Below are 22,564 nucleotides of genomic sequence, written 5' to 3'. Positions count from 1 at the left end.
CCGCTCACCGGGCGGGCTTTGTGCCGAGCGCCCGCCCGCACGCCGCAGCCCCTCCCTCACGGGTCTGCCGTGGCCTCCTCGCCGCCGGCACGGCCCTTCCCGCGGCGCCCACCGTGTCCTCATCGTGAAAACCCCGGCCGGCTCCCGCCCGGGCGATTACTCTGGCCCAGCCCTCTGACCAGCAGAGCCGCTGGGCCAGCCACGTCATCTGCTCATGAGGAGCCCGATGCGCGTCACCCCTGCCCGCCTCGGCCGGCTCGCCGACCTTCCCGTCCTCCTGGTCGCCGTGGTGTGGGGTTCCAGCTATCTCGCCGCGAAGGGCGTCACCACGGCGGACACCGTCCTCGCGGTGCTGGTGCTGCGGTTCGCCGTCGTACTGCCGGTGCTGGTGCTCGCGGGATGGCGGCGGCTGCGCTCACTGAGCGGCCGGCAGCTGCGCGGCGCCGGTCTGCTCGGCCTGGTCCTCGCCGGCATCTTCCTGCTGGAGACGTACGGCGTGGTACACACCTCGGCGACGAACGCCGGGCTGATCATCAGTCTCACCATGGTGTTCACGCCGCTCGCGGACAGCCGGGCGCGCGGGGTGCGGCTGCCCGGGTCGTTCCTCGCCGCCGCGGGCCTGTCGGTGCTCGGCGTGGCGCTGCTGACACAGGGCGCGGGCTTCACCGCCCCGTCCCTCGGCGATCTGCTCATGCTGGCGGCGGCCGTGGCCCGCACGGTGCACGTCCTGGCCATGGCGCGGATGGAGTCGGTGCGGGGTGCGGACGCGCTGTCGCTGACGACGGTCCAGCTGGGCGGCGCGGTGGCCGTGTTCGCGGTGCTGGCGGCGGTGCCGGGGACCGGCGCCTCACCGTGGGCCGCCGCGGCCGCCTTCGACGCCGGGGACTGGCTGGGGCTGGTCTACCTCTCGGTCTTCTGCACGCTGTTCGCGTTCTTCGTACAGATGTGGGCGGTCCGCCGGACCTCCCCCTCGCGGGTCAGCCTGCTGCTGGGCACGGAGCCGGTGTGGGCGGCGGTCGTCGGCATCGTCCTCGCCGGGGACCGCCCGGGGTGGTGGGGCCTGGCGGGCGCGGCCCTCGTCCTCGTCGGAACGGGGTGGGGCCGGGCGGTGGCGGACCACGGGCGCGAGCGCGAGCGCGGGACGGAACCCGCCCGCGGGGACGAGCGGGAACGCCACCTCACACCCGGGGGGACGCCCGGGTCCGGGGCCGGAGTGGGGTCCGGGTCCGGGGCCGAAGTGGGGTCCGGGTCCGGGGCCGAAGTGGGGTCCGAGGCCGGGGCCTGATCCGGCTTTGGGTCGCGGGGCGGAATTGGGGGCCGGGTCCGGGCCCGGGAGGTGGTCGGGGACCGGATCCAGGTTTTCCGGGTCCGGGGCCGAGGCCGGTCCGGGGCGATGGGGGTCGGGCCCGGAGCCGGGTGGGGGTCGGGTCCGGGTTCATCGAAGGCGGGTCCGGTTCCGAGGCCGGGTATGGATCCGGGGTCAGGTCAGGTCGGGTCAGGTCAGCCGTACTCCCCGTCGCCACACCTGCGACACCAGCGGGACGCCCGGGCGGTAGGCCAGGTGGACGTGGCTGGGGGCGTCGAGGAGGGTCAGGTCGGCGTAGGCGCCCGGGGACAGGCGGCCGATGTCGTCCCGGCGCAGGGCCGCCGCCCCGCCCGCCGTCGCCGACCACACCGCCTCGTCCGGGGTCATCCGCATGTCCCTGACCGCGAGCGCGATGCAGAACGGGACGGACGACGTGAACGACGAACCCGGGTTGCAGTCGGTGGACAGGGCGACGGTGACACCGGCGTCGAGGAGGCGGCGGGCGTCCGGCCACTCGGCGCGGGTGGAGAACTCCGCGCCGGGCAGCAGCGTGGCGACGGTGTCGCCGTTCGCGAGCGCGTCCACGTCGTCGTCGGTCAGATGGGTGCAGTGGTCGGCGCTGGCGGCGTCGAGTTCGACGGCGAGCTGCACGCCGGGCCCGTAGGAGAGCTGGTTGGCGTGGATGCGGGGGTGCAGGCCCCTGGCCCTGCCCGCCGTGAGGATCGCGCGGGCCTGGTCGCCGTCGAAGGCGCCCTTCTCGCAGAAGACGTCGATCCAGCGGGCGTGGGGGGCGCAGGCGTCGAGCATCTCGCCGGTGACCAGCGCGACGTAGGCGGCCGGGTCGTCGGCGAAGTCGGCGGGGACGATGTGGGCGCCGAGGTAGGTGACCTCGTCGGTGTGGCGGGCGGCCAGGCGCAGCGCGCGGGCCTCGTCGGCGACCGTCAGACCGTAGCCGGACTTGGTCTCGAAGGTGGTCGTGCCCTGGCGCAGCGCCTCGGCGAGGTAACGGGTGAGGTTGGCCTCGAGTTCCCGGTCCGTGGCGGCGCGGGTCGCGGCGACGGTGGTGCGGATGCCGCCCGCCGTGTAGCCGCGGCCGGACATCCGCGCGTTGAACTCCTCCGTCCGGTCGCCCGCGAAGACCAGGTGCGAGTGGGAGTCGACGAAGCCCGGCAGGACCGCGCGGCCGCCGGCGTCGACCCGATTGTCAGTGGCGGGTGCTTTGCTGGATTCACCGGTCCACGCGACGCGGTCGCCGTCGATGACGACGGCCGCGTCCCGGACCAGTCCGAGGGGGGAGCCGTCACCGAGGGAGGGGTCGTTGGTGACCAGCGTGGCGATGTTGGTGATGACGGTGCTGCTGCTCATCGTGTCCTCGTGGGTGACGGGGCAGGTGGGGGTGGAGGGGCCGGCGGTCAGCCGCGCAGGGCTGCCACGGCCCGCGCGAGGGCCTGCGGCACGTCGGGGACGAGCGTGTGGGCGCCGTCGCGCACCACGTGCCGGCCCGCGACGACCGTGTGCCGTACGTCCGCCGCGGTCGCCGCGAAGACGGCCGTCTCGGCGCCGAGCCGGGGCAGCGGTCCCGCCGTCCTGACAGAGTCGAGCGCGATGGTCGTGAAGTCGGCGGCCGCGCCGGTCTCCAGGATGCCCGCGTCGGGGCGGCCGAGGGCCGTGTGACCGCCGGCGGAGGCGGCCCTCAGCAGTGCGGCGGCCGTCCAGTGCCCGCGGGTGCGGGTGCGCAGCCGCTCGTTCAGCTCCATCGCACGGGCCTCTTCGAGCAGGTCGATCATGGCGTGGCTGTCGGAGCCGAGGGAGAGCGGTGAGCCGGCCTGTTGCAGCGCTGTGGCGGGCCCGATGCCGTCGGCCAGGTCGCGTTCGGTCGTCGGGCACATGCAGGTGCCGGTGCCGGAGCGGCCGATGAGGGCGATGTCCTCGTCGGTGAGGTGCGTGTTGTGGACGCCGGTGGTGCGCCGGCCGAGGACGCCGTGCTCGGCGAGGAGCTGCGTCGGAGTGCACCCGTGGGCCTCGCGGCAGGCGTCGTTCTCGGCGGTCTGCTCGGACAGGTGCACGTGCAGTGGCGCCCCGTGTTCCTCGGCCCAACGCGCCACGGTCGCCAACTGCGCGGCGGGCACGGCCCGTACGGAGTGGACGGCCGCCCCGATCCGTGCGTGATCCCGTTCCTTGAGAAGTGAACAGCGTTCGGCCCAGGCGTCGGCGGTGCCGTCGGAGAAGCGGAGCTGGTGGGCGTCGGGCGGCTGTCCGAAGCCGGAGGACAGGTAGGCGGTGTCGAGGAGGGTGATGCGGATGCCGGCTTCGGCGGCGGCCTCGATCAGGGCCTCGCCCATCGCGTTGGGGTCGGCGTAGGGGTGTCCGCCGGGGGCGTGGTGCACGTAGTGGAACTCACCTACGGCCGTGATGCCGGCGAGGGCCATCTCGGCGTACACCGCGCGGGCGAGGGCGTGGTAGGTGTCGGGCGTGAGCCGGTCGGCGACCGCGTACATGACCTCCCGCCAGGTCCAGAAGGTGCCGGAGCCGACCTGGACGGTGGAGCGCAGGGCCCGGTGGAAGGCGTGGCTGTGGGCGTTCGCCAGGCCGGGCAGGGTCAGGCCGCGCAGCACCTCCGCGCCGGGCGGCGGGGCGGGGGTGTCCGGGCGCAGGGCGGTGATGCGGCCGTCGGTGGCCTCGAGGGCGACGCCCGGCTCGACGTGGGTGTCGAGCCAGGCGTGCTCGAGCCAGTACGTCCGTGTCCGCTGCGTGGGGGTCACGTGCAGGCCAGCCCTTCCAGTACGTCGGCGAGTGCGAGCACCCCGGCGACGCAGTCGTCCTCGGCGGCGGACTCGGCCGGGGAGTGCGAGACGCCGGTGGGGTTGCGCACGAACAGCATGGCGGTCGGGATGGTTCCGGACAGGATCCCGGCGTCGTGTCCGGCCCCGGTGCCGAGCACGGGGACCGTCAGGTCGGTCTCCTTGCCGAGGATGCGGGCGATCTCGTCACGCAGGGCGTGGTCGAACTCGACGACCGGGGTGAACGACTCACGGACGACGTCCAGCTCGACGCCGTGCGCGGCGGCGTACTCGCGGGCGGCCCGCTCCACACCGTCGACCACCGTGTCCAGGGTGGTCTGGTCGGCGGCGCGGGAGTCGAGCCAGCCGCGCACCAGGGAGGGGATCGCGTTGACGCCGTTCGGTTCGACGGCGATCTTGCCGAAGGTGGCGACGGCACCGGCGAGCCGGGCCTCCCGCCGCGCGGCGAGGACGGTCTCGGCGTAGCTCAGCATCGGGTCGCGCCGGTCCTCCAGCCGGGTGGTGCCGGCGTGGTTGGCCTCGCCCCGGAAGTCGAACCGCCAGCGGCCGTGCGGCCAGATGGCGCTGGCCACGCCGACCCGGTCGCCGCTGAGGTCGAGGGCGCGCCCCTGCTCGACGTGCAGTTCGACGAAGGCGCCGATCCGGGCGAGCCGCTCGGGGTCGGGGCCGATCGCGTCGGGGTCGTACCCGGCGGCCTCCATGGCGCGCGGGAGGGTCACCCCGTCCCCGTCGGTCAGTCGGTGGGCCTGTGCGACGGTGAGGTGACCCGCGGCCAGCCGGGAGCCGACGCAGGCGAGCCCGAAGCGGGCCCCTTCCTCGTCGCCGAAGTTGACGAGGGCGAGGGGCCGGGTGAACCGCGCGCCGCGCCCGCGCAGCTCGTCCAGCGCGGCGAAGGCGGACACGACGCCGAGCGGGCCGTCGAAGGCCCCGCCGTCGGGCACGGAGTCGAGATGCGATCCCGTGACGACGGCGTCCCCGGCGGTGGGGTCGCCGAGCCAGGCCCACTGGTTGCCGTTGCGGTCGACCTCGTGGACGAGCCCGCGCACCGCGGCCTGCTCCTCGAACCAGGCCCGGCAGTCGGCGTCGGCGGAGGTCCAGGCGAAACGCCGGTAGCCGCCGGAGGAGGAGTGCCGGCCCAGGGGGAGCAGGTCCCGCCACATCCGGTGGAAGGAGTCCCCGACAGCACCGGCACCCGCCGTCGGGGCCCCGACAGCACCGGCACCCGCCGTCGGGGCCCCGACATCCACCGCACGGTCCGTGCCGCCCGCCGAGTGGTCCGCGCCACCCACCGCACGGTCCGCGCCGCCCGCCGAGTGGGCTGAGCCGACCGCCGAGTGGGCGTCTGGCGCCGAGCGGACGCCATCTCCCGCCCGGTGGGCTTCCCCGCCCACGGCCGACGAACTCGCACCACCCGACGCCGGGGCCCCACCACCCGCCGGGAGGCTCCCGCCGCCCGCCGCCGGGGCCCTGTCACCCACTGACGAACTCACGCCACCCGACGCCGGACCCTCGCCACCCTCCGGAAGGCTCCCGCCGCCCGCCGGAAGATCACCGCCTGTGTTCACGCCGTGTCACCCTCGCGCATCGGTACCCGCACACCCCGCTCGTCGGCGACCGACTCGGCGGTGTCGTATCCGGCGTCGACGTGCCGGATGACGCCCATCCCGGGGTCGTTGGTCAGCACGCGCCGGATCTTCTCGCCGCCCAGCTTCGTGCCGTCGGCCACCGTCACCTGTCCGGCGTGGATGGACCGCCCCATGCCGACCCCGCCGCCGTGGTGCAGGGACACCCAGGACGCGCCGGAGGCGACGTTCACCATGGCGTTCAGCAGCGGCCAGTCGGCGATCGCGTCGGAGCCGTCGAGCATGGCCTCGGTCTCCCGGTAGGGGGAGGCCACCGAACCGCAGTCGAGGTGGTCACGTCCGATGGCCAGCGGAGCGGCCAGCTCACCACTGGCGACCATGTCGTTGAACCGCTCGCCCGCCTTGTCGCGTTCGCCGTAGCCGAGCCAGCAGATGCGGGCGGGCAGGCCCTGGAAGTGGACGCGTTCGCCGGCCAGCTTGATCCAGCGGGCGAGGGACTCGTTCTCGGGGAACAGTTCCAGGATCGCCTTGTCGGTCTTGGCGATGTCGGCGGGGTCGCCGGACAGGGCCGCCCACCGGAAGGGTCCCTTGCCCTCGCAGAAGAGGGGCCGGATGTAGGCGGGGACGAAGCCGGGGAAGGCGAACGCCCGGTCGTATCCGGCGAGTCGGGCCTCGCCGCGGATGGAGTTGCCGTAGTCGAAGACCTCGGCGCCGGCGTCCAGGAAACCGACCATCGCCTCGACGTGGCGCGCCATCGACTCCCGGGCACGGGTGGTGAAACCGGCCGGGTCCTTGGTGGCGTACGACGCCATGTCCTCGAAGGCGACGCCGGACGGCAGGTAGGACAGCGGGTCGTGCGCCGAGGTCTGGTCGGTGACGATGTCGATGGGGGCGCCCATGGCGAGCAGTTGCGGGACGAGGTCGGCGGCGTTGCCGAGGACGCCGATGGAGAGGGGCCTGCGCTGGTCCCGGGCCTCCACGGCCAACTGCAGCGCGTGCTCCAGGGAGTCGGCCCGCACGTCCAGGTAGCGGTGCTCGATGCGGCGCTCGATGGCCCGCGGGTCGCAGTCGATGCAGAGCGCCACGCCGTCGTTCATGGTGACGGCGAGGGGCTGGGCGCCGCCCATGCCGCCGAGTCCGGCGGTGAGGGTGATGGTGCCGGCGAGGGAGCCGCCGAACTTCTTCGCGGCGACGGCGGCGAAGGTCTCGTAGGTGCCCTGGAGGATGCCCTGGGTGCCGATGTAGATCCAGGAACCGGCGGTCATCTGGCCGTACATGGTCAGGCCGAGGGCCTCCAGACGGCGGAACTCCTCCCAGGTCGCCCAGTCGCCGACGAGGTTGGAGTTGGCGATGAGGACGCGCGGCGCCCACTCGTGGGTCTGCATCACGCCCACCGGGCGGCCGGACTGCACGAGCATGGTCTCGTCCTGCTTCAGCGTCCGCAGGGTGCGCACCATCGCGTCGAAGGACCGCCAGTCACGCGCCGCCTTGCCGGTGCCGCCGTAGACGACGAGCTTGTCGGGGTGTTCGGCCACCTCGGGGTCGAGGTTGTTCTGGAGCATCCGCAGGGCGGCTTCCTGCTGCCATCCCAGGGCGCTCAGTTCCGTACCGCGCGGCGCTCGTACGGGGCGGGGTCCTGACATGGTCTGCCTCCTTGCGGACGGGATGGTCCCGGCGGATGTTGCGACTGTTATTCACATCCTGAACCTCTGAATAGAGCTAGTCAATACGGCGAAGGGGGCAGAGCAGACGGCGCAGGGAAAAGGACGCGGACGTCGCCAGGGGCGACACGAACCTCCGCACGGGGGCACCACCGATCTCCACACGAGGGCGACACGAACCTCCACGCGAGGGCGACACGAACCTCCGCACGGGGGCGCCACCGATCTCCGCACAGGGACGACACCGACCCCGACAAGGGGGCGGCGCCGAAGTCAACGGCGTGACGGCGCCGACATCGGCAGGGGGACGTCCGACGTCACCCGGCAAGGGGGGCGCACGCAATCGCGCCTCACCACCCCGAGGCCCTTCCCGCGCCGTTGACGTGCACCCGCGCACTCGGTGTTGAACAGGCGTGGGGGCGGGGCCTGTTGGGGGACCAGCCGACCCACCCTAGTCACTCTGCGCATGTTCCGCTGGAAAATGCCAGAAGCCTCACTCCTCGCGCACACGTTGCGTAGCGTCTCCCTCACTCAGCCGAACCGCAGGCGGGAGGGGAGCCAACGGTGCCCGGAATCGACGAGTGTCTACTGGAGGCCATGCGGCTGCCCGGGGCCCGGGGAGCCGCGCTGGTCGACTGGACCAGCGGGCTGGCCCTGGGCACGGTCGGGGAGTTCCCGGGCGGTGACCACGAGGCGGCGGCCGCCGAGGCCGCGGAGGTCGCGCGGCTCACGGCCGAACAGCGGGCGTTCACCCCCGAGGACGGGGAGGAGGCCGCGGACCCCCCGGTCGAGGACCTGATCATCAGCAACCGGGACAGCTACCACGTGCTGCGGTTCGTCCCGACATCCTTCGACAGCAGCGTGTTCCTGCACGTGTGGCTGGGCCGGTCGGACGGCAATCTCGCCCTGGCCCGCATCCGGCTGGGCGAGATGGCCGGACGGCTGGTACTGGGATGACCGTCGTGGGGACGACCCCGCCGCCCCGGCTGCCGGTGCGGGACACAACGGTGGCCCGGGACCGCGCGGGCGGCGGCGTCTCGCCGATGCTGACGCGGCTCGCGGCCGAGGGAGCCACCGGCGTCCTGGAGCGCGAGCGCGGCTCCCTGCACCTCGTCGAGGGACGGGTGGTGTACGCGGACAGCCCGCTGGCGCCCGGTCTGGAGGTGCTGCTGTCCGCGCACGGCACGCTCGACGCCTCGCTGTGGTGGCAGGCGGTCGAGCAGGCCGACCAGGAGCGGGGCACCGCCCGTCTGCTGCTGGACGCCGGCCCGATCGGGCGGGGCGCGCTGGAGCTGTGCCACCTGGGGGCGCTGTACGACGCCGCCTACTTCGCCCTCTCCCCCAGCAGCTCCCCCGGGCACTTCCGGTACGGCACCGGCCACTGGTTCGGAGCGCTGCGGCCGGTCCCGGTCGACGCGCTGGAGCGCGAGACGCTGCGCCGGCGCGAGCTGCTGCACCGCCTGTGGCCCGACCCGCTGCCGGACAGCGCGCCGCTGCTGCGCGCCGGCCCGGTCGACGTGGCCTCGCTCACCGCCCGGCAGCGCGGCGTGCTGGCGCTGGTCGACGGGGTGCGCACCGCGTCGGACATCGCCCGGGAGCTGGGCCGGCGGGCCTTCCCCACCCTGGCGGACGTCCGCCGGCTGGCGGCGGCGGGGCTGGTGACGGCGCAGTTCCCGCCGCCCGCACCACAGCCGGCGCCCGACCTGGGGCTGCCCCGGGTCAACGACCCCGACATCACGTTGCTGAAGAGGCTCAGGGATGCGCTGGAGGCCCTTTGAACGGCAGCGACCGCACGCTGGGAGGAGAGAGCTGATGGCCGCCGAGCCGGAGATCCTCGACGAGCTCAGGCGGCTGCGGGCCCGGGTGCCGCAGCTGACCGGGGCGCTCGCGGCGGGCGTGGACGGCCTGGTCCTCGCCCACGACACTCCCGGCGTCGAACCGGAGGGCGTGGCCGCGCTCACCGCGACAACCCTCGCGGTCGCCGTACGGATGACCGACACCACCGGCCGGGGCGATTTCCGCGAGCTGCTCGTGCGCGGCGTGGACGGCTACGTCGCGACGTACGCGGCCGGGGAGAGCGCCGTGCTGACGGTGCTCGCGCAGGACCGGGTCAACGTCGGCCGGCTGCACCTGGAGGGCCGGCGGGCCGGGGTGCGCATCGGAGCGCTCGTCGACGCGACGGAACGCCGGGCCGGCCCGGTCCGCGACCAGGCCGCCGCACGGTCCCCGGCGAAGACCCCCGCACGCACACGAACGGCGCGCACCACAGCCACCACCAACGCGCGCACCACCACGGAAAGTTGAGAGGAACCCATACTCATGGCCAACACCGAAACCGCGCTGAAGGAAGCGCTGGCCTCCATCGAGGGCGCCACCGGCGTCGCACTCGTCGACTACACCAGCGGCATGGCGCTGGGCACGTTGGGCGGCGGCAAGAGCTTCGACCTCAACGTCGCCGCCGCCGGCAACACCGACGTGGTGCGCGCCAAGATGCGCACCATGGAGCACCTGGGGCTCAAGGCGCAGATCGAGGACATCCTGATCACGCTGTCCGACCAGTACCACCTGATCCGTCTGATCAGCGGGCGCGGCGGCAACGGTCTCTTCCTGTACCTCGTCCTGGATGCCAAGCGGGCCAATCTGGCGATGGCCCGCCACCAGTTGAGGAGGATCGAGGAGGACCTGGAGGTCTGACCGGCCCTGGGGCGTGTTGCGAGAGTCACGTCCGGCCCGCGACGCCCGGCACGGCGCCTCGCCGCGTTGTCGGGGTCGTCCGCGCACACCAAGTACGCGGGCCACCCTCCGCCTCGCGGTGCGCCGCACCGGACGCCACGGGCCCCGCCCTCCGGGCGGAGGACGCTCTTGCCGAAACAGGCCTCAGGGGGTCTTTGCCCTGTGCCCGCCTGGCCCGCGCGGCTGGTACCGCACCTCGCCGCGTTGCCGGAGAGCCCTGGTAGCGGAGCTACCAGGGCTCTCCGGCGCCTCGCGCCGCACGGCGCCGGACCACGCGGCCCGATCAGGCGCTCACAGGGCAAGGACCCCTCTCAGACCAACGCCGCGGTGCGGCGGCGCGCTCCGCCCGGGGTCGCGTCGCCCGCCGCGACGCCGGTGCCGCGGTACGCCTTGACGGCCTTGCCGGCCGGGCGTCCGCCGTACCGGCCCAGCCAGTCGACGCGCACCCACAGCAGAGCGTCCTGGGTCCGCTCGCGCCGGCCGAGCCAGGCGGCCTTCAGCCACAGCCCCGCACCGCCCGCGGCGAGCGCCATGCCGCCGGCGGCGGGCACGGCGAACGCGCTGCCCAGCGCGGCGGCGAAGGCGAGCAGCAGCCACCAGCGGTGGCCACGTCGCCAGGTGCGGACGGTGACCGCCCGGTCCTGGAGCACGTCGTGCTTGCCCGCGCGGACCGCCGCGCGGGCAAGGGCGGTGTACCGCCTGCGTCGCGCCAGCGCCACCACCGCGGTCACGACCACGAACAGCGCCGCCCCGGCCGTCACCCCGATCCGCCGCCCGGTGACGCCCGGCACCAGAACGCCGATGCCCGCCGCCAACACCCCGAGCCACCACAGGGGCGCGGCCCCGGCCCGTACGACGACGGCCACCCGAGCCAGTCCCTGACCTCCGCGTGCCACGCTCCGCCTCCTCGTCGTCTCGACACCCCTCCGTGTGGGTGGTCGAGCAGACTAGCGAGCGAACGTGAGACGAATCTGAGAACACCCACGGGCGCCCACCCCCTCGGTCGGGCCGAAGACGACACGGCCGAAGACCACACGGCCGAAGACGCGACGCTCAGTCGACGAACAGCCCGCCCGCCGCCGCCTTCGTGTCGAACTCCTCCAGCCGGGCCTGCGCGTCCGGCAGGTCGTCGCACATCGCCTCCAGCAGCACCCGCCCCAGCAGCATCGGCGCGCACGCGGTGTCGAAGGCGAGCCCGGTGCCGACGGCCGCCGGCAGCAGCAGGTCGGACACCTTGGCGACCGGTGCGAAAGCGGAGTCGGCGACCGTCACCACCGTCAGCCCCGCCTCCTTGGCGTAGGTGAGGGCGTCGACGACCTCCCGGGGGTGGCGGGGCAGCGCGAAGCAGAGCAGGGTGGAGGCGCCGGCGTGGACGGCCGCGTCGACGCGGTCGTGCAGCATCGAGCCGCCCTCGTGCAGCAGCCGTACGTCGGGGTGGACCTTGGCGGCGAAGTACGCGAAGCCGTAGGCCTGGGAGGCGGCCGCGCGCAGGCCGAGCACGGGCAGGGGGCGGGAGGCGGCGAGCAGCCGTCCGGCCCGCCGCACGGGCCGGGGGTCGGCGAGCACCTCGGCGAGGTGCCGCAGGTTCTCGATCTCGGCCTCGACGGCCTGCTGGTACTCGTTGCGGGCGGCGGAGTCCGCGCTCTGCTCGGCGGGTGCGACCTCGCGCAGGTGGCGGCGCAGCGCCGGGTAGCCGTCGAAGCCGAGGGCGACGGCGAACCGGGTGACGGAGGGCTGGCTGACCCCGGCCAGTTCGGCGAGTTCGACGCTGGAGAGGAACGGCACGTCGGCGGCGCGTCGCACCATGCTGTGCGCGATCCGGCGCTGGGTGGGCGTCAGCCGGTGCCCTTCGAAGAGCGCCTGCAGACGGACGGCGGGGCTGTCCGTCACGCCCACCGCGGTGTCCCTGTCCCCGTTCATGCCCGCTCCCCCTCCACGGCCGCTTATTCACTCAACGCAAACTCTGCATGAAGCTATACAGCCAGGCAAGGCCGTCCCGCCCTGCGGACTCCCGCGGGGCTCGGCGCGCCCCAACGGGGTCGGCGGTCCCCCGTACGGAGAGGGGGGCTAACCCCAGTGCCCCCCGGCCCGGCGCTTCCTACCGTGGACGGCATGACCGGAATGGAAGCAGGGGACACCGAGCTGAAGAAGGACCTCGACGCCAGCCTGCGGGCACGCAGGGAACTGGGCGAGGAGTACGAGACCGCGCTGGTGGACTCCTTCCTGGAGAAGGTCGACCAGCGCATCGACGCCGCGGTGGAGCGCCGGGTGCGCCGGCAGTTCGCGGAGGCGCGGATGACGGCGGCCTGGGAGAGCCGTTCGCCCCGGGCGACGGACTCCTGGAGCGAGCGGTTCGGCTTCGGCATCGTCTCGCTGGTGCTGGCGGTCCCGCTCTCGGCGATCGGTGCCGGCACCGCCCACCTGCCGGGTCTGCTCGTCGCCTGGGCGGGCATCGTCGGCGTCAACGTCGTCCAGGCCGCCCGGAGCGATCCGGGCCTCTTCCGCCGGCGAAGGGCCACCGGGGACGGCGGCTGGGAGGAGTGAGCGGCCGGCCTGCGACGCCGAAGCCGCGGAAGGTGCCCGTCCCGTCGGCGCAGTCGGCGTAGTCGCCGAAGTCCGGGCCGGCGCTCGCGCGCAGGTCGGCGGAGATCCGCGCGAACCACTCGGGCGGCACCCGGACCGTGCGTCCGGGCTCGTCGTCGAGCGAGAGGGCGAGCAGGCGGTGCTCCGCGCCGGTCAGGGCGACGGTGTCGGCGAGGAAGAGGTGGGTGAGCTGCTCGCCCTCTTCGGCGGCGTTGTCCTCGGCGATCAGGTCCCCGATGCCGACGCCGGCGAACCGGACGTCGCCGACGCAGGTCGCACCGGCTCCGTACACCTCCCGCAGGGCGTCCCACGCCGAGTCGTCCGTGAAGTCGGTGCGCAGGACGAGCGAGGTCAGTTCATCGGGTCGGGGCAGAGCCATACGGCGATGCTAGGCGGCCGGAAGGCTACAAGGCCCGTCGGCGGAGGGGGACGGGACATGCCATGTCCGCCGGCGACGGAGAAACCCCACCGGCGACGACGGCCGACACCAGCGCTGAAGAGCCCCACCGGCAGGCGCACAAAGCCGCCACCGGCCCGAGGAACCCCACCGGCACCGAGGAACCCCACCGACGGGCGACGAGGCCCACCACCGCTGAGGGACGAATCCCACCGGCGGCCAAGGCCGCCACCGGCACCCGAGAACTCCCGCCCGCGGGCGGGCACGGCCGCGAGCGCGGCGGCGGTTCAGCCCGCCGGGGGCGTGGGGCGTGAGGGGGAGTGTGCGCGGGGACCGCCGCACCCCCGTCACCGGGGGGCGGGACGACGGCGGTCCCCGCGAGGGACGCGGTCCGGGTCAGGCCGGCGCTCGCGTCCGTGGCGCCTGTGGAGGTCCGGGAGCCGCTCCGGAGGTCCGTGACGCCGTTTCGGTGCCGGCGGGGCGGGGCGTCTCCCCCGGCGTTCACCGCCTGGGAGGTACTTCCACCGCCTGCCGACACCTCCAATGTGCCGGACCCGTGTTAAGCGTGTGCTGCGCGCACGTGACGCGCTCGTACCACTTCCGCGAAGTCCACCGCTTCGGTGGGCAAACGGAAGTTCGCCGCCCGAACGGGCGATTCACCGCATGTTTCCCGGAGGTTCGGCTCCCGGACCCCGGAAGCTACTTCCCGCCCTTGGCGAGGAAGGCGAGCAGGTCCTGGCGGCTGACGACGCCGGTGGGCTTGCCCTCGACGAGGACGATCGCCGCGTCGGCCGTACCCAGCACGGACATCAGGTCGCCGACCGGCTCGCCCGAGCCGACCTGCGGCAGCGGGGCGGACATGTGCTTCTCCAACGGGTCCTCCAGCGAGGCCCTCTTGTTGAACAGGGCGTCGAGCAGCTCGCGCTCCACGACGGATCCCACGACCTCCGCCGCCATGACGTCCGGGTGTCCGGCGCCCGGCTTGACGACCGGCATCTGCGAGACGCCGTACTCGCGCAGCACCTCGATGGCCTGGCCGACGGTCTCGTCCGGGTGCATGTGGACGAGGGACGGGATGGCGCCGGCCACCTTGTCGTTGAGGACGTCGGCGACGCGCGCGCTGGGGCCCTCGTCCTCCAGGAAGCCGTAGTCGGCCATCCACTCGTCGTTGAAGATCTTCGAGAGGTACCCGCGGCCGCTGTCGGGCAGCAGCACGACCACGACGTCGTCCGGCCCGAGCCGCTCGGCGACCCGCAGCGCGGCGACGACGGCCATGCCGCAGGAGCCGCCCACCAGCAGCCCCTCCTCCTTGGCCAGCCGGCGGGTCATCTGGAACGAGTCCTTGTCGGAGACCGGCACGATCTCGTCGGCGACGGTCCGGTCGTAGGCGCTCGGCCAGAAGTCCTCACCGACGCCCTCGACGAGGTAGGGCCGCCCGGAGCCGCCCGAGTAGACGGAACCCTCGGGGTCGGCGCCGATGACCTTCACCGCGCCGTCGCTGACGTCCTTCAGGTAGCGGCCGGTGCCGGAGATGGTGCCGCCGGTGCCGACGCCCGTCACGAAGTGGGTGATCCTCCCCTCCGTCTGCTCCCACAGCTCGGGGCCCGTGGAGTGGTAGTGGGAGAGCGGGTTGTTGGGGTTGGAGTACTGGTCGGGCTTCCACGCGCCCGGCGTCTCGCGCACCAGCCGGTCGGAGACGTTGTAGTACGAGTCGGGGTGCTCGGGGTCGACGGCCGTGGGGCAGACGACGACCTCGGCGCCGTACGCCCGCAGTACGTTGATCTTGTCGGTGCTCACCTTGTCGGGGCACACGAAGATGCACTTGTACCCCTTCTGCTGCGCGACGATGGCGAGCCCCACACCGGTGTTGCCGCTGGTCGGCTCGACGATGGTGCCGCCGGGCTTGAGCTCCCCGCTCTGCTCGGCCGCCTCGATCATGCGCAGGGCGATGCGGTCCTTCACGGAACCACCGGGGTTGAAGTACTCCACCTTGGCCAGGACGGTCGCCCGGATGCCCTGCGTGACGTGGTTGAGCTTCACCAGCGGGGTGTTGCCGACGAGGCTGATCATCGAGTCGTGGAATTGCACCGTTGTCTCCGGTTGCTTGCAAAAACAGTGGTCGTAGTGGTCCCGCCAGCCTACGGCCCGGCCGTGACGTTCACTTCCGGTTGAGATTGGCCGACGGTCCGTACGGGGCAAGGAGTGGGTGTACGGACACGAGGAGGTGGCGGCGAGGCATGACGAGCATGTCCAGGGCACGGGTGGCCCGGCGCATCGCGGCCGGCGCGGCCTACGGCGGCGGCGGGATCGGCCTGGCCGGGGCGGCGGTCGTCGGACTGCTGCTGACGGAGGCGCAACTGGCCCGGCGCCATGTCAACGGCAACGGCGCCCAGCCCCGCGTCCCGCAGGCGGACGGCGTGTACGGCCGGGTCTACACCACACCCGGCGTGGAGGCGCTGCGGCTGACACTGCTCGGCGACTCCACGGCCGCCGGGCAGGGTGTCCACCGGGCGGGCCAGACCCCGGGCGCGCTGCTGGCCTCCGGGCTCGCGGCCGTGGCGGAGCGCCCGGTGAAGCTGCGCAACGTGGCGTTGCCCGGCGCCCAGTCCGACGACCTCGACCGGCAGGTCACCCTGGTCCTCGGCCACACCGACCGGGTGCCCGACGTATGCGTGATCATGATCGGCGCGAACGACGTCACCCACCGCATGCCCCCCACCCGCTCGGTGCGCCACCTGTCGTCGGCGGTCCGGCGGCTGCGGACGGCCGGTGCCGAGGTGGTCGTGGGCACCTGTCCCGACCTGGGCACCCTCGAACCGGTGGGCCAGCCCCTGCGCTGGCTGGCCAGACGCGCCTCCCGCCAGCTGGCGGCCGCCCAGACGATCGGCGTCGTCGAGCAGGGCGGTCGCACGGTGTCTCTGGGCGACCTGCTGGGCCCCGAGTTCGAGGCGAACCCCCGCGAGCTGTTCGGCCCCGACCACTACCACCCCTCGGCTGAGGGGTACGCGACGGCCGCGATGGCGGTCCTGCCCACGGTCTGCGCCGCCCTCGGGCTGTGGCCGGCCGAGGAGGAGCGCCCGGACGTCTCCCGCCGCGAGGGTTTCCTGCCGGTGGCACGGGCGGCGGCGGAGGCCGCGTCCGAGGCCGGCACGGAGGTCACGGCGGCGATGCCGACGGGGCCGCGGGGCCCGTGGGCACTGCTCAAGCGCCGCCGTCGGCGCCGGGTCCCCGAGCCGGAGACCACCTCGGTGTCCCCGTCGGGCGCCGGTCAGTGAGGGGTCCGCGCGGCCCGGCCCGTCGGGAGTGCGCCCCCGAGAAAAGCAAGCGCTTGGAAACTGCGGTCAGGGTCACACCACGCTCCCCGTGACCAGGACCATACGGACAGGTAACTTCCCAACCAGCCACGCAGACAGAAGTTCCCCGTACGCCAATGGAGCCGTGATGCCCGAAGCCGTCATCGTCTCGACCGCCCGCTCCCCCATCGGCCGCGCCGGCAAGGGCTCCCTCAAGGACCTGCGCCCGGACGACCTGACCGCCACCATCATCCAGGCGGCCCTCGCCAAGGTCCCCGAGCTGGACCCGAGGGACATCGACGACCTGATGCTCGGCTGCGGTCTTCCCGGCGGCGAGCAGGGCCACAACCTCGGCCGGATCGTCGCCGTGCAGATGGGCATGGACCACCTGCCCGGCTGCACGATCACCCGTTACTGTTCCTCCTCGCTCCAGACCAGCCGCATGGCCCTGCACGCCATCAAGGCCGGCGAGGGCGACGTCTTCATCTCGGCCGGCGTCGAGATGGTCTCCCGCTACGCCAACGGCACCTCCGACATGCCGAGCGGGCGCAACCCGCTCTTCGCCGACGCCGAGGCCCGCACCGCCGAGGTCGCCCAGCAGGAGGGCACCACCTGGCACGACCCGCGCGAGGACGGCCTGCTGCCCGACCCGTACATCGCGATGGGCCAGACCGCCGAGAACCTCGCCCGCGCCAAGGGCATCACCCGCCAGGACATGGACGAGTTCGGCGTCCGCTCCCAGAACCTCGCCGAGGAAGCCATCAAGAACGGCTTCTGGGAGCGCGAGATCACCCCGGTGACGCTCCCCGACGGCACGGTCGTCAGCAAGGACGACGGCCCGCGCGCCGGCGTCACCCTGGAGGGCGTGGCCGGCCTGAAGCCGGTCTTCCGCCCCGACGGCATGGTCACGGCGGGCAACTGCTGCCCCCTGAACGACGGCGTCGCCGCGGTCGTCATCATGAGCGACACCAAGGCCCGCGAGCTCGGGCTGACCCCGCTGGCCCGGATCGTCTCCACCGGCGTCTCCGGCCTCTCCCCGGAGATCATGGGCCTCGGCCCGGTCGAGGCGAGCAACCAGGCCCTGCGCCGCGCCGGTCTGACCATCGACGACATCGACCTGGTCGAGATCAACGAGGCGTTCGCCGCGCAGGTGATCCCCTCCTACCGCGACCTCGGCATCGACCTCGACAAGCTGAACGTCAACGGCGGCGCCATCGCCGTCGGCCACCCCTTCGGCATGACCGGCGCCCGGATCACCGGCACGCTCATCAACTCCCTCCAGTTCCACGACAAGCAGTTCGGTCTGGAGACGATGTGCGTGGGCGGCGGCCAGGGCATGGCGATGGTGATCGAGCGCCTCAGCTGACCGACCGCACCTCACGGTAGCCGTCGCGGCACCGACGGTGAGCCGACGGCCCGGAGTCCGGAAAACCCCTGGACTCCGGGCCGTTTTGTGATCGAATTTCCCCCAGGATGTGACCTATCTCCCTCGCCGCAGGGAAATCCCAGTTCAGAGCCGTTTCGTCACCGGACCCCGGACCCATGTCCCCGTCCGTTTCGTGACGTTACGCACTGACAGCTGGATAGTCCGCCCTTCAAGCTGATGTAGGAAGTCGGGGGGTCGACTTTGAACCGGGAGTACGTCAGTGAGCGCCATGCCGATCGCCCTGCTGGTCACCACGGCCGCCACCGGTGCCGTGGGCGTCGCCGTCCTGCGCACCCTCCTGCAGCTGCGCCGGCAGGTCGCCGCCCTGCACACCCGGCTCGCCGACCACCAGGCCGCCCGGACGCACGGACTGGTGCCCGCAGCCCGCACCACGGCCGACGCGGACGAGATACGCGCCGCGGTGGCCGGGGCGCTGGCCGAGGAGCGGGAGCGGGAGCTGGCCGAGGCGCGGGCCTTCTGGGCCGCCCAGGAGGCCCGTGACGCCTCCGACACGCCCTCCCTGCTGGGCCTGCCGGACAGCGAGCTGTTCCTGCCCCGACAGACCGACTTCACGGGCCTGGAGCCGCTGGAGCCGGTGAGCGAGCCGACCGCGGACCTCGACGAGTTCGCCGGGGAGTCCCCGGAGCTGGCCGCAGCGCGCCGCCGGCACCCCTCCCACCCGGACTTCGTGCCCGTGCAGTCGCCGGTGGTCAACGACCACGAGCGCACGGTCACCGCCCTGGAGGACCTGGCCGCCGCCCGGACCGAACTGACCGACGTGCGGCCCGGCCCGCTCGGCACCCTCGACGTCTACGTCTTCGCCGACGGCACCACGCTGTGCATGACACCGGGCCACCGCGAGACCGCCGAACGCCTCGCGAGCGCCCTGACGGCGGGCGAGACGCCGTACCTGCTGGGCGGCTCGGGCATCTCCGGCGCGTACACGCTGACGTTCGCGTGCGGCGAGGAGAACGTCTACATCCTCGCCGACCGGGTCATAGCGAGCTTCTGACCGCCGGACCGGCCCTCACACGCCGGCGCGTTTCTGCGCCTCCTCCACGAGCCGTACCGCTTCCTCGACCTCGCTCTCGTCCCGCAGGACGAGGGCGAGGTCGTGCACGGCGACGGTGATCTGGTCGGCGGCGGCGAACATCCCGGCGTCCGGCATCACCCTCGGTTCCCCGGAGGGGTCCTCGATCCGCTGGGTCCGCAGCGCCAACTCCCTGGCCAGCGCCAGCGCCTCCGCGGCGGCACCTCTCTGCAACCGACTCTGTGGGGCCGCCCGAAGGCGATCGGCGAAGTGATCCACCGCACGGGTAAGAGGCGTCGTATCAACCACGCGGTGAGCGTACGCGCCGCACCGGGACTGTTGCCAACGGGCGAACGCTCAGGCACGGTGACCTGAAGGACCGGCTTACACCCCATTGCGTCCGGAGGCGCCGATGTCCCAAGTCTTCTCCGAGGAGACCCATCGCAACCTGCTCGCCCGCATCCCCCAGTGCACCGGTCGTGCCATCTCCGACTGGTTGCGCACCGTCGACGAAGGCCCCGCTCTCCGCTTCGAGGAGAAGGTCAGCTGGCTGCGCCACGAGCACAACCTCGCGTACGGCCACGCCAAGGCGATCATCCACGAGTACGACCTGAGGAGGGCCGCGCGCAAACTGCGCTAGGCGCGCTCGGAGGACGACCCTCCGCACGGACCCGACCCACGACACGACCTGACCCACGCAACGACCACGGACATGACGAAGGGCCCCGGGGATCCCGGGGCCCTTGCGTGGTCATCGTCCGTGCCCGGGCGGTGGACCGCCCGGCGCGGTGTCCTAGTCGTCGCCGCCCTGGAGGATCGCCAGGAGTCGCAGGAACTCCATGTAGATCCACACCAGCGTCAGCGTGAGACCGAAGGCCGCGAGCCAGGCCTCCTCGCGCGGGGCGCCGTAGGCGATGCCGTCCTCGACCTGCTTGAAGTCCAGGGCGAGGAAGCAGGCACCGAGGATGATGCCGATGACACCGAACACGATGCCGAGGGCGCCGCTGCGGAAGCCGAGCCCGTCGCCACCGGCGAAGACGGTGAACAGCAGGTTCACGGCCATCAGCAGGACGAAGCCGAGCGCGGCGGCCATGACGAAGCCGTAGAAGCGGCGGTTGACGCGGATCCAGCCCGCCTTGTAGGCCACGAGCACACCGGCGAAGACCGCCATCGTGCCGAGCACGGCCTGGGCGACGACGCCGTCGGCGATGTACGTCGACACGGCGCTGGAGATCACACCGAGGAACACGCCCTCGAGGGCCGCGTACGACAGGATCAGCGCGGGCGACGGACGGCGCTTGAAGGACTGGACGAGCGCCAGGACCATCGCGACCAGACCGGCGCCGACGGCGATGCCGTAGGACTTGCCGAGGTTGGCCTCGTCGACGGGCAGCAGCAGCCACGACAGGACGGCCGTGAAGACCACGGTGCCGAGCGTCGTCGCGGTGCGCGTGACCACGTCGTCGATGGTCATCGCACCGGTGGTGACCGGGGCCTGCGGGGCGCCGTACTGCGCGTCCTGCTGGGCGTAAGGGTTCTGCGCGTAGGGGTTGCCGGCCGGCTGGGCGTACGGGTTGCCGCCCTGCGCGTACGGGTTGCCCTGCTGCGTGCCGACAGCGGGACCCCCGGCCTGCGGCGCGGCGTTGAAGCCCGCGTAGCCGTTGTCGCGGCTGAACCCCCGTCGCGAGAAGACCGGGTTTCTGCTCCTCATTTCACTCCTCCATGGCCACACAGCATGGCCTTGGCATCAAGAGTAATAGGTAGGCAAAGGATTGACCCTAGTGCTTGGGGAGGATCTTTCCCTCGTCGTGCTGCGCAACACGGTACGTGGCTCCCTGATTCCCGCCAGCGGGCGGACTCATTCATGACCAACCCGGTACCCGCCCGGAACCGGTCGGAGATCATCCGGCCCCGTCATCCTCCCGTGCCCGCCCTCACCCGAACGGGAACCCGGTGTACGCCTCGGCCAGGTCGGTCTCCGCGGCCCGGGAGGAGGCGATGCGCTCCAGCCGGGCGAGCTGGAGGCGGTCCTCGAAGGGGGTGGCGTCGGGGGCCCGGTGCAGGAGGGTCGTCATGTCGTAGCTGAACCGCTCGGCCTGCCAGACGCGCCGCAGGCAGGTCCTCGAGTAGGCGTCCAGCAGTTCGGGCGACCCGGTCTCCTTCTCGTGGACCAGGGCGTGCGCGAGGGTGACGACGTCGCCGACGGCCAGGTTCAGGCCCTTCGCTCCGGTCGGCGGCACGATGTGGGCGGCGTCGCCGGCGAGGAAGAGCCGGCCGTGGCGCATCGGCTCGTGGACGTAGGAGCGCATGGGGGTGACCGACTTCTGGGTGATCGGGCCGCGCTCGAGGCGCCAGTCGTCGGCCGTCTCGAAGCGGCGCTCCAGCTCGTCCCAGATCTCCTCGTCGCTCCAGGCCTCGGCGTCGGTGCCCTCGGGGACCTGGAGGTAGAGGCGGGAGACGGACGGGGAGCGCATGGACAGCAGGGCGAAGCCGCGGTCGTGGCGGGCGTAGACCAGCTCGTCGTGCGAGGGCGGCACGTCGGCGAGGATGCCGAGCCAGCCGAAGGGGTACGTGCGTTCGAAGACGCGGGTCAGCTCGGCGGGGATCGCCCGGCGGGCGACGCCCCAGAAGCCGTCGCAGCCGGCGACGTAGTCGCACTCCAGGACGTCCTCGGCGCCCTCGTGCCGGAAGCGGACGCGCGGGCTGTCGGTGTCCGCGCCCTCCACCGCCAGCGCCTCCGCCTCGAACAGCAGCGGGCCGCCGTCCTGAAGCCGGAGGGCGATGAGGTCCTTGCAGACCTCCGTCTGGGCGTAGACCGTCACGGACCGGCCGCCGGTGAGGGCGGGGAAGTCGACGCGGTGACGCCTGCGGTCGTAGCGCAGCTCGATGCCGTCGTGGCGCAGCCCCTCGCGGTCCATGCGCTCCCCGGCCCCGGCCGCGCGCAGCACGTCCACCGTGCCCTGCTCGAGGATCCCGGCCCGCTGCCGGTGCTCGACGTAGGCCCGGTCGCGGCTCTCCAGGACGACGGAGTCGACGCCGGACTCGTGGAGGAGGCGGGCGAGGAGGAGGCCGGCGGGGCCGGCGCCGATGATGCCGACGGTGGTGCGCATCGGGCGTTCCCTTCAGACGGGCGTCAGTGCCGCGCGGTGTGCGCAGAGCGGTAGCCAACAGAGAGTGTTCGCGGACGTGGGCGGGCGTTCCCGGATGTTCGCGTGGTGAAGTTTTCTTCACTACGATGGGATGTGAGTCTGCGCCCGCGTTCATCGGGTGTCAACGGTCGGGCCGCCGGAGGTCAAGGACTCAATGGAGGGTGCAACGAACCCGCGAGGGTCGGAGGTGCCCGGAACCGGACTTGAACCGGTACGCCCGCGAGGGGCAGCGAGGTTTAAGCTCGCCGTGTCTGCATTCCACCATCCGGGCAGGCCATGGGCTCCGCATCGAGATTCGACCCTATCGGGGCGCGTCCCCCGAACAGCCGAAGAACGGACCGATGTTGTCTTATTTTATTGACGTCTGAGGGAGCATCAGCCCCGGGAACTGGCCATCCGCACTTGCCAATAGCCTCGCGTGCGGCAGCCGGTCACGCATGCGGAATGACGGAATTTCACCGCCCGAACGAGGGTGCTCCACCGGTTCTTGACGAACGGTCTCTCAGGGGCGGCCGTCATCCCCTGGTATGACACGGCGGCCCCCCGTCCCCCCGAAGTCTGCCTTCGGAACCGGAACTGCGACTGACTACACGGCGGCGGAC

General features: G+C 72.8%; 21 protein-coding genes and 1 tRNA gene. 10 read left to right on the top strand and 12 right to left on the bottom strand.

Features of this window, described 5'->3' with window-relative positions; translation table 11 throughout:
• The first annotated feature begins 226 nt into the window (after nt 1-226).
• Complete coding sequence (locus tag ACZ4YY_RS23915) at nt 227-1,285, top strand: DMT family transporter (RefSeq protein WP_468293636.1); 1,059 nt, start codon at nt 227-229, stop codon at nt 1,283-1,285.
• A 210-nt stretch (nt 1,286-1,495) separates the two neighbouring features.
• Here ACZ4YY_RS23915 and hutI read toward each other — a convergent pair whose 3' ends face one another.
• From hutI to hutU, 4 genes are all read right to left on the bottom strand, one after another.
• Nucleotides 1,496-2,671 carry an imidazolonepropionase gene (gene hutI, locus ACZ4YY_RS23910; protein ID WP_468293633.1) on the bottom strand — a complete coding sequence of 392 codons (1,176 nt, stop codon included), beginning with the start codon at nt 2,669-2,671 and terminating at the stop codon, nt 1,496-1,498.
• 47 nt (nt 2,672-2,718) lie between these two features.
• Nucleotides 2,719-4,068 carry a formimidoylglutamate deiminase gene (locus ACZ4YY_RS23905; protein WP_468293630.1) on the bottom strand — a complete coding sequence of 450 codons (1,350 nt, stop codon included), beginning with the start codon at nt 4,066-4,068 and terminating at the stop codon, nt 2,719-2,721.
• Entirely contained in the window at nt 4,065-5,267 is a 1,203-nt protein-coding gene (locus ACZ4YY_RS23900; RefSeq protein ID WP_468293627.1) for an allantoate amidohydrolase, read from the bottom strand. The genes ACZ4YY_RS23905 and ACZ4YY_RS23900 overlap by 4 nt, the downstream gene beginning before the upstream one ends.
• Nucleotides 5,268-5,668: 401 nt before the next feature.
• Entirely contained in the window at nt 5,669-7,333 is a 1,665-nt protein-coding gene (gene hutU, locus ACZ4YY_RS23895; protein ID WP_468293624.1) for a urocanate hydratase, read from the bottom strand.
• 582 nt (nt 7,334-7,915) lie between these two features.
• Here hutU and ACZ4YY_RS23890 point away from each other — a divergent pair.
• Genes ACZ4YY_RS23890 through ACZ4YY_RS23875 form a run of 4 tightly spaced genes read left to right on the top strand, consistent with a single transcriptional unit; the run spans nt 7,916 to nt 10,045 of the window.
• Entirely contained in the window at nt 7,916-8,308 is a 393-nt protein-coding gene (locus tag ACZ4YY_RS23890; RefSeq protein WP_468293622.1) for a hypothetical protein, read from the top strand.
• Nucleotides 8,305-9,129 carry a transcriptional regulator gene (locus ACZ4YY_RS23885; protein WP_468293620.1) on the top strand — a complete coding sequence of 275 codons (825 nt, stop codon included), beginning with the start codon at nt 8,305-8,307 and terminating at the stop codon, nt 9,127-9,129. Before ACZ4YY_RS23890 ends, ACZ4YY_RS23885 begins: the two co-directional genes overlap by 4 nt.
• Nucleotides 9,130-9,163: 34 nt before the next feature.
• The gene (locus ACZ4YY_RS23880) at nt 9,164-9,655 is read left to right on the top strand and encodes a roadblock/LC7 domain-containing protein (protein ID WP_468293617.1); all 492 of its coding nucleotides are present in this window, start codon (nt 9,164-9,166) and stop codon (nt 9,653-9,655) included.
• Nucleotides 9,656-9,670: 15 nt separating this feature from the next.
• The gene (locus ACZ4YY_RS23875; protein WP_468293614.1) at nt 9,671-10,045 is read left to right on the top strand and encodes a roadblock/LC7 domain-containing protein; all 375 of its coding nucleotides are present in this window, start codon (nt 9,671-9,673) and stop codon (nt 10,043-10,045) included.
• Nucleotides 10,046-10,395: 350 nt separating this feature from the next.
• On the opposite strand, the gene ACZ4YY_RS23870 is transcribed toward ACZ4YY_RS23875, so the two are convergent.
• Nucleotides 10,396-10,980: a hypothetical protein gene (locus ACZ4YY_RS23870; RefSeq protein ID WP_468293611.1), complete on the bottom strand. Its 585-nt coding sequence runs from the start codon at nt 10,978-10,980 to the stop codon at nt 10,396-10,398.
• 157 nt (nt 10,981-11,137) lie between these two features.
• A complete protein-coding gene (locus ACZ4YY_RS23865; RefSeq protein WP_468293608.1) occupies nt 11,138-12,004 on the bottom strand; it encodes a MurR/RpiR family transcriptional regulator in 867 nt (288 codons plus the stop codon).
• A gap of 192 nt (nt 12,005-12,196) precedes the next feature.
• Between ACZ4YY_RS23865 and ACZ4YY_RS23860 the strand changes: the two genes are divergently transcribed.
• The gene (locus ACZ4YY_RS23860) at nt 12,197-12,628 is read left to right on the top strand and encodes a hypothetical protein (protein ID WP_468293605.1); all 432 of its coding nucleotides are present in this window, start codon (nt 12,197-12,199) and stop codon (nt 12,626-12,628) included.
• Here ACZ4YY_RS23860 and ACZ4YY_RS23855 read toward each other — a convergent pair.
• On the bottom strand, nt 12,546-13,046 hold the full coding sequence (locus ACZ4YY_RS23855) for a DUF6924 domain-containing protein (protein ID WP_468293602.1): 501 nt from the start codon (nt 13,044-13,046) through the stop codon (nt 12,546-12,548). The genes ACZ4YY_RS23860 and ACZ4YY_RS23855 overlap by 83 nt on opposite strands.
• Nucleotides 13,047-13,763: 717 nt before the next feature.
• The gene (locus tag ACZ4YY_RS23850; protein WP_468293599.1) at nt 13,764-15,152 is read right to left on the bottom strand and encodes a cystathionine beta-synthase; all 1,389 of its coding nucleotides are present in this window, start codon (nt 15,150-15,152) and stop codon (nt 13,764-13,766) included.
• Nucleotides 15,153-15,301: 149 nt separating this feature from the next.
• On the opposite strand from ACZ4YY_RS23850, the gene ACZ4YY_RS23845 reads away from it, so the two are divergent.
• The 3 genes from ACZ4YY_RS23845 to ACZ4YY_RS23835 all read left to right on the top strand — a co-directional run bounded on the left by ACZ4YY_RS23845 (nt 15,302) and on the right by ACZ4YY_RS23835 (nt 18,795).
• Nucleotides 15,302-16,339 (top strand): SGNH/GDSL hydrolase family protein, encoded by a 1,038-nt coding sequence (locus tag ACZ4YY_RS23845; RefSeq protein WP_468293597.1) that lies wholly within the window; start codon nt 15,302-15,304, stop codon nt 16,337-16,339.
• Between the two features lie 166 nt (nt 16,340-16,505).
• Entirely contained in the window at nt 16,506-17,723 is a 1,218-nt protein-coding gene (locus tag ACZ4YY_RS23840; protein WP_468293595.1) for an acetyl-CoA C-acetyltransferase, read from the top strand.
• Nucleotides 17,724-18,003: 280 nt separating this feature from the next.
• Nucleotides 18,004-18,795: a hypothetical protein gene (locus ACZ4YY_RS23835; protein ID WP_468293592.1), complete on the top strand. Its 792-nt coding sequence runs from the start codon at nt 18,004-18,006 to the stop codon at nt 18,793-18,795.
• 15 nt (nt 18,796-18,810) lie between these two features.
• On the opposite strand, the gene ACZ4YY_RS23830 is transcribed toward ACZ4YY_RS23835, so the two are convergent.
• Nucleotides 18,811-19,122 carry a hypothetical protein gene (locus ACZ4YY_RS23830; RefSeq protein ID WP_468293589.1) on the bottom strand — a complete coding sequence of 104 codons (312 nt, stop codon included), beginning with the start codon at nt 19,120-19,122 and terminating at the stop codon, nt 18,811-18,813.
• A 103-nt stretch (nt 19,123-19,225) separates the two neighbouring features.
• Here ACZ4YY_RS23830 and ACZ4YY_RS23825 point away from each other — a divergent pair, with 103 nt between their 5' ends.
• Complete coding sequence (locus ACZ4YY_RS23825; RefSeq protein WP_468293586.1) at nt 19,226-19,453, top strand: DUF4287 domain-containing protein; 228 nt, start codon at nt 19,226-19,228, stop codon at nt 19,451-19,453.
• A gap of 153 nt (nt 19,454-19,606) precedes the next feature.
• Here the strand turns inward: ACZ4YY_RS23825 and ACZ4YY_RS23820 are convergent, their stop codons facing one another.
• The 3 genes from ACZ4YY_RS23820 to ACZ4YY_RS23810 all read right to left on the bottom strand — a co-directional run bounded on the left by ACZ4YY_RS23820 (nt 19,607) and on the right by ACZ4YY_RS23810 (nt 22,233).
• Nucleotides 19,607-20,524 (bottom strand): Bax inhibitor-1/YccA family protein, encoded by a 918-nt coding sequence (locus ACZ4YY_RS23820; RefSeq protein ID WP_468293583.1) that lies wholly within the window; start codon nt 20,522-20,524, stop codon nt 19,607-19,609.
• Nucleotides 20,525-20,747: 223 nt separating this feature from the next.
• A complete protein-coding gene (locus ACZ4YY_RS23815; RefSeq protein ID WP_468293581.1) occupies nt 20,748-21,923 on the bottom strand; it encodes a 4-hydroxybenzoate 3-monooxygenase in 1,176 nt (391 codons plus the stop codon).
• Between the two features lie 227 nt (nt 21,924-22,150).
• A tRNA-Leu gene (locus ACZ4YY_RS23810) sits at nt 22,151-22,233 on the bottom strand.
• Nucleotides 22,234-22,564: the final 331 nt, after the last annotated feature.

Source organism: Streptomyces sp. NPDC030143 (assembly GCF_055573695.1).
Note: the sequence above shows the minus strand (reverse complement) of the source record. Positions and strands in the feature narration are given on the sequence as shown.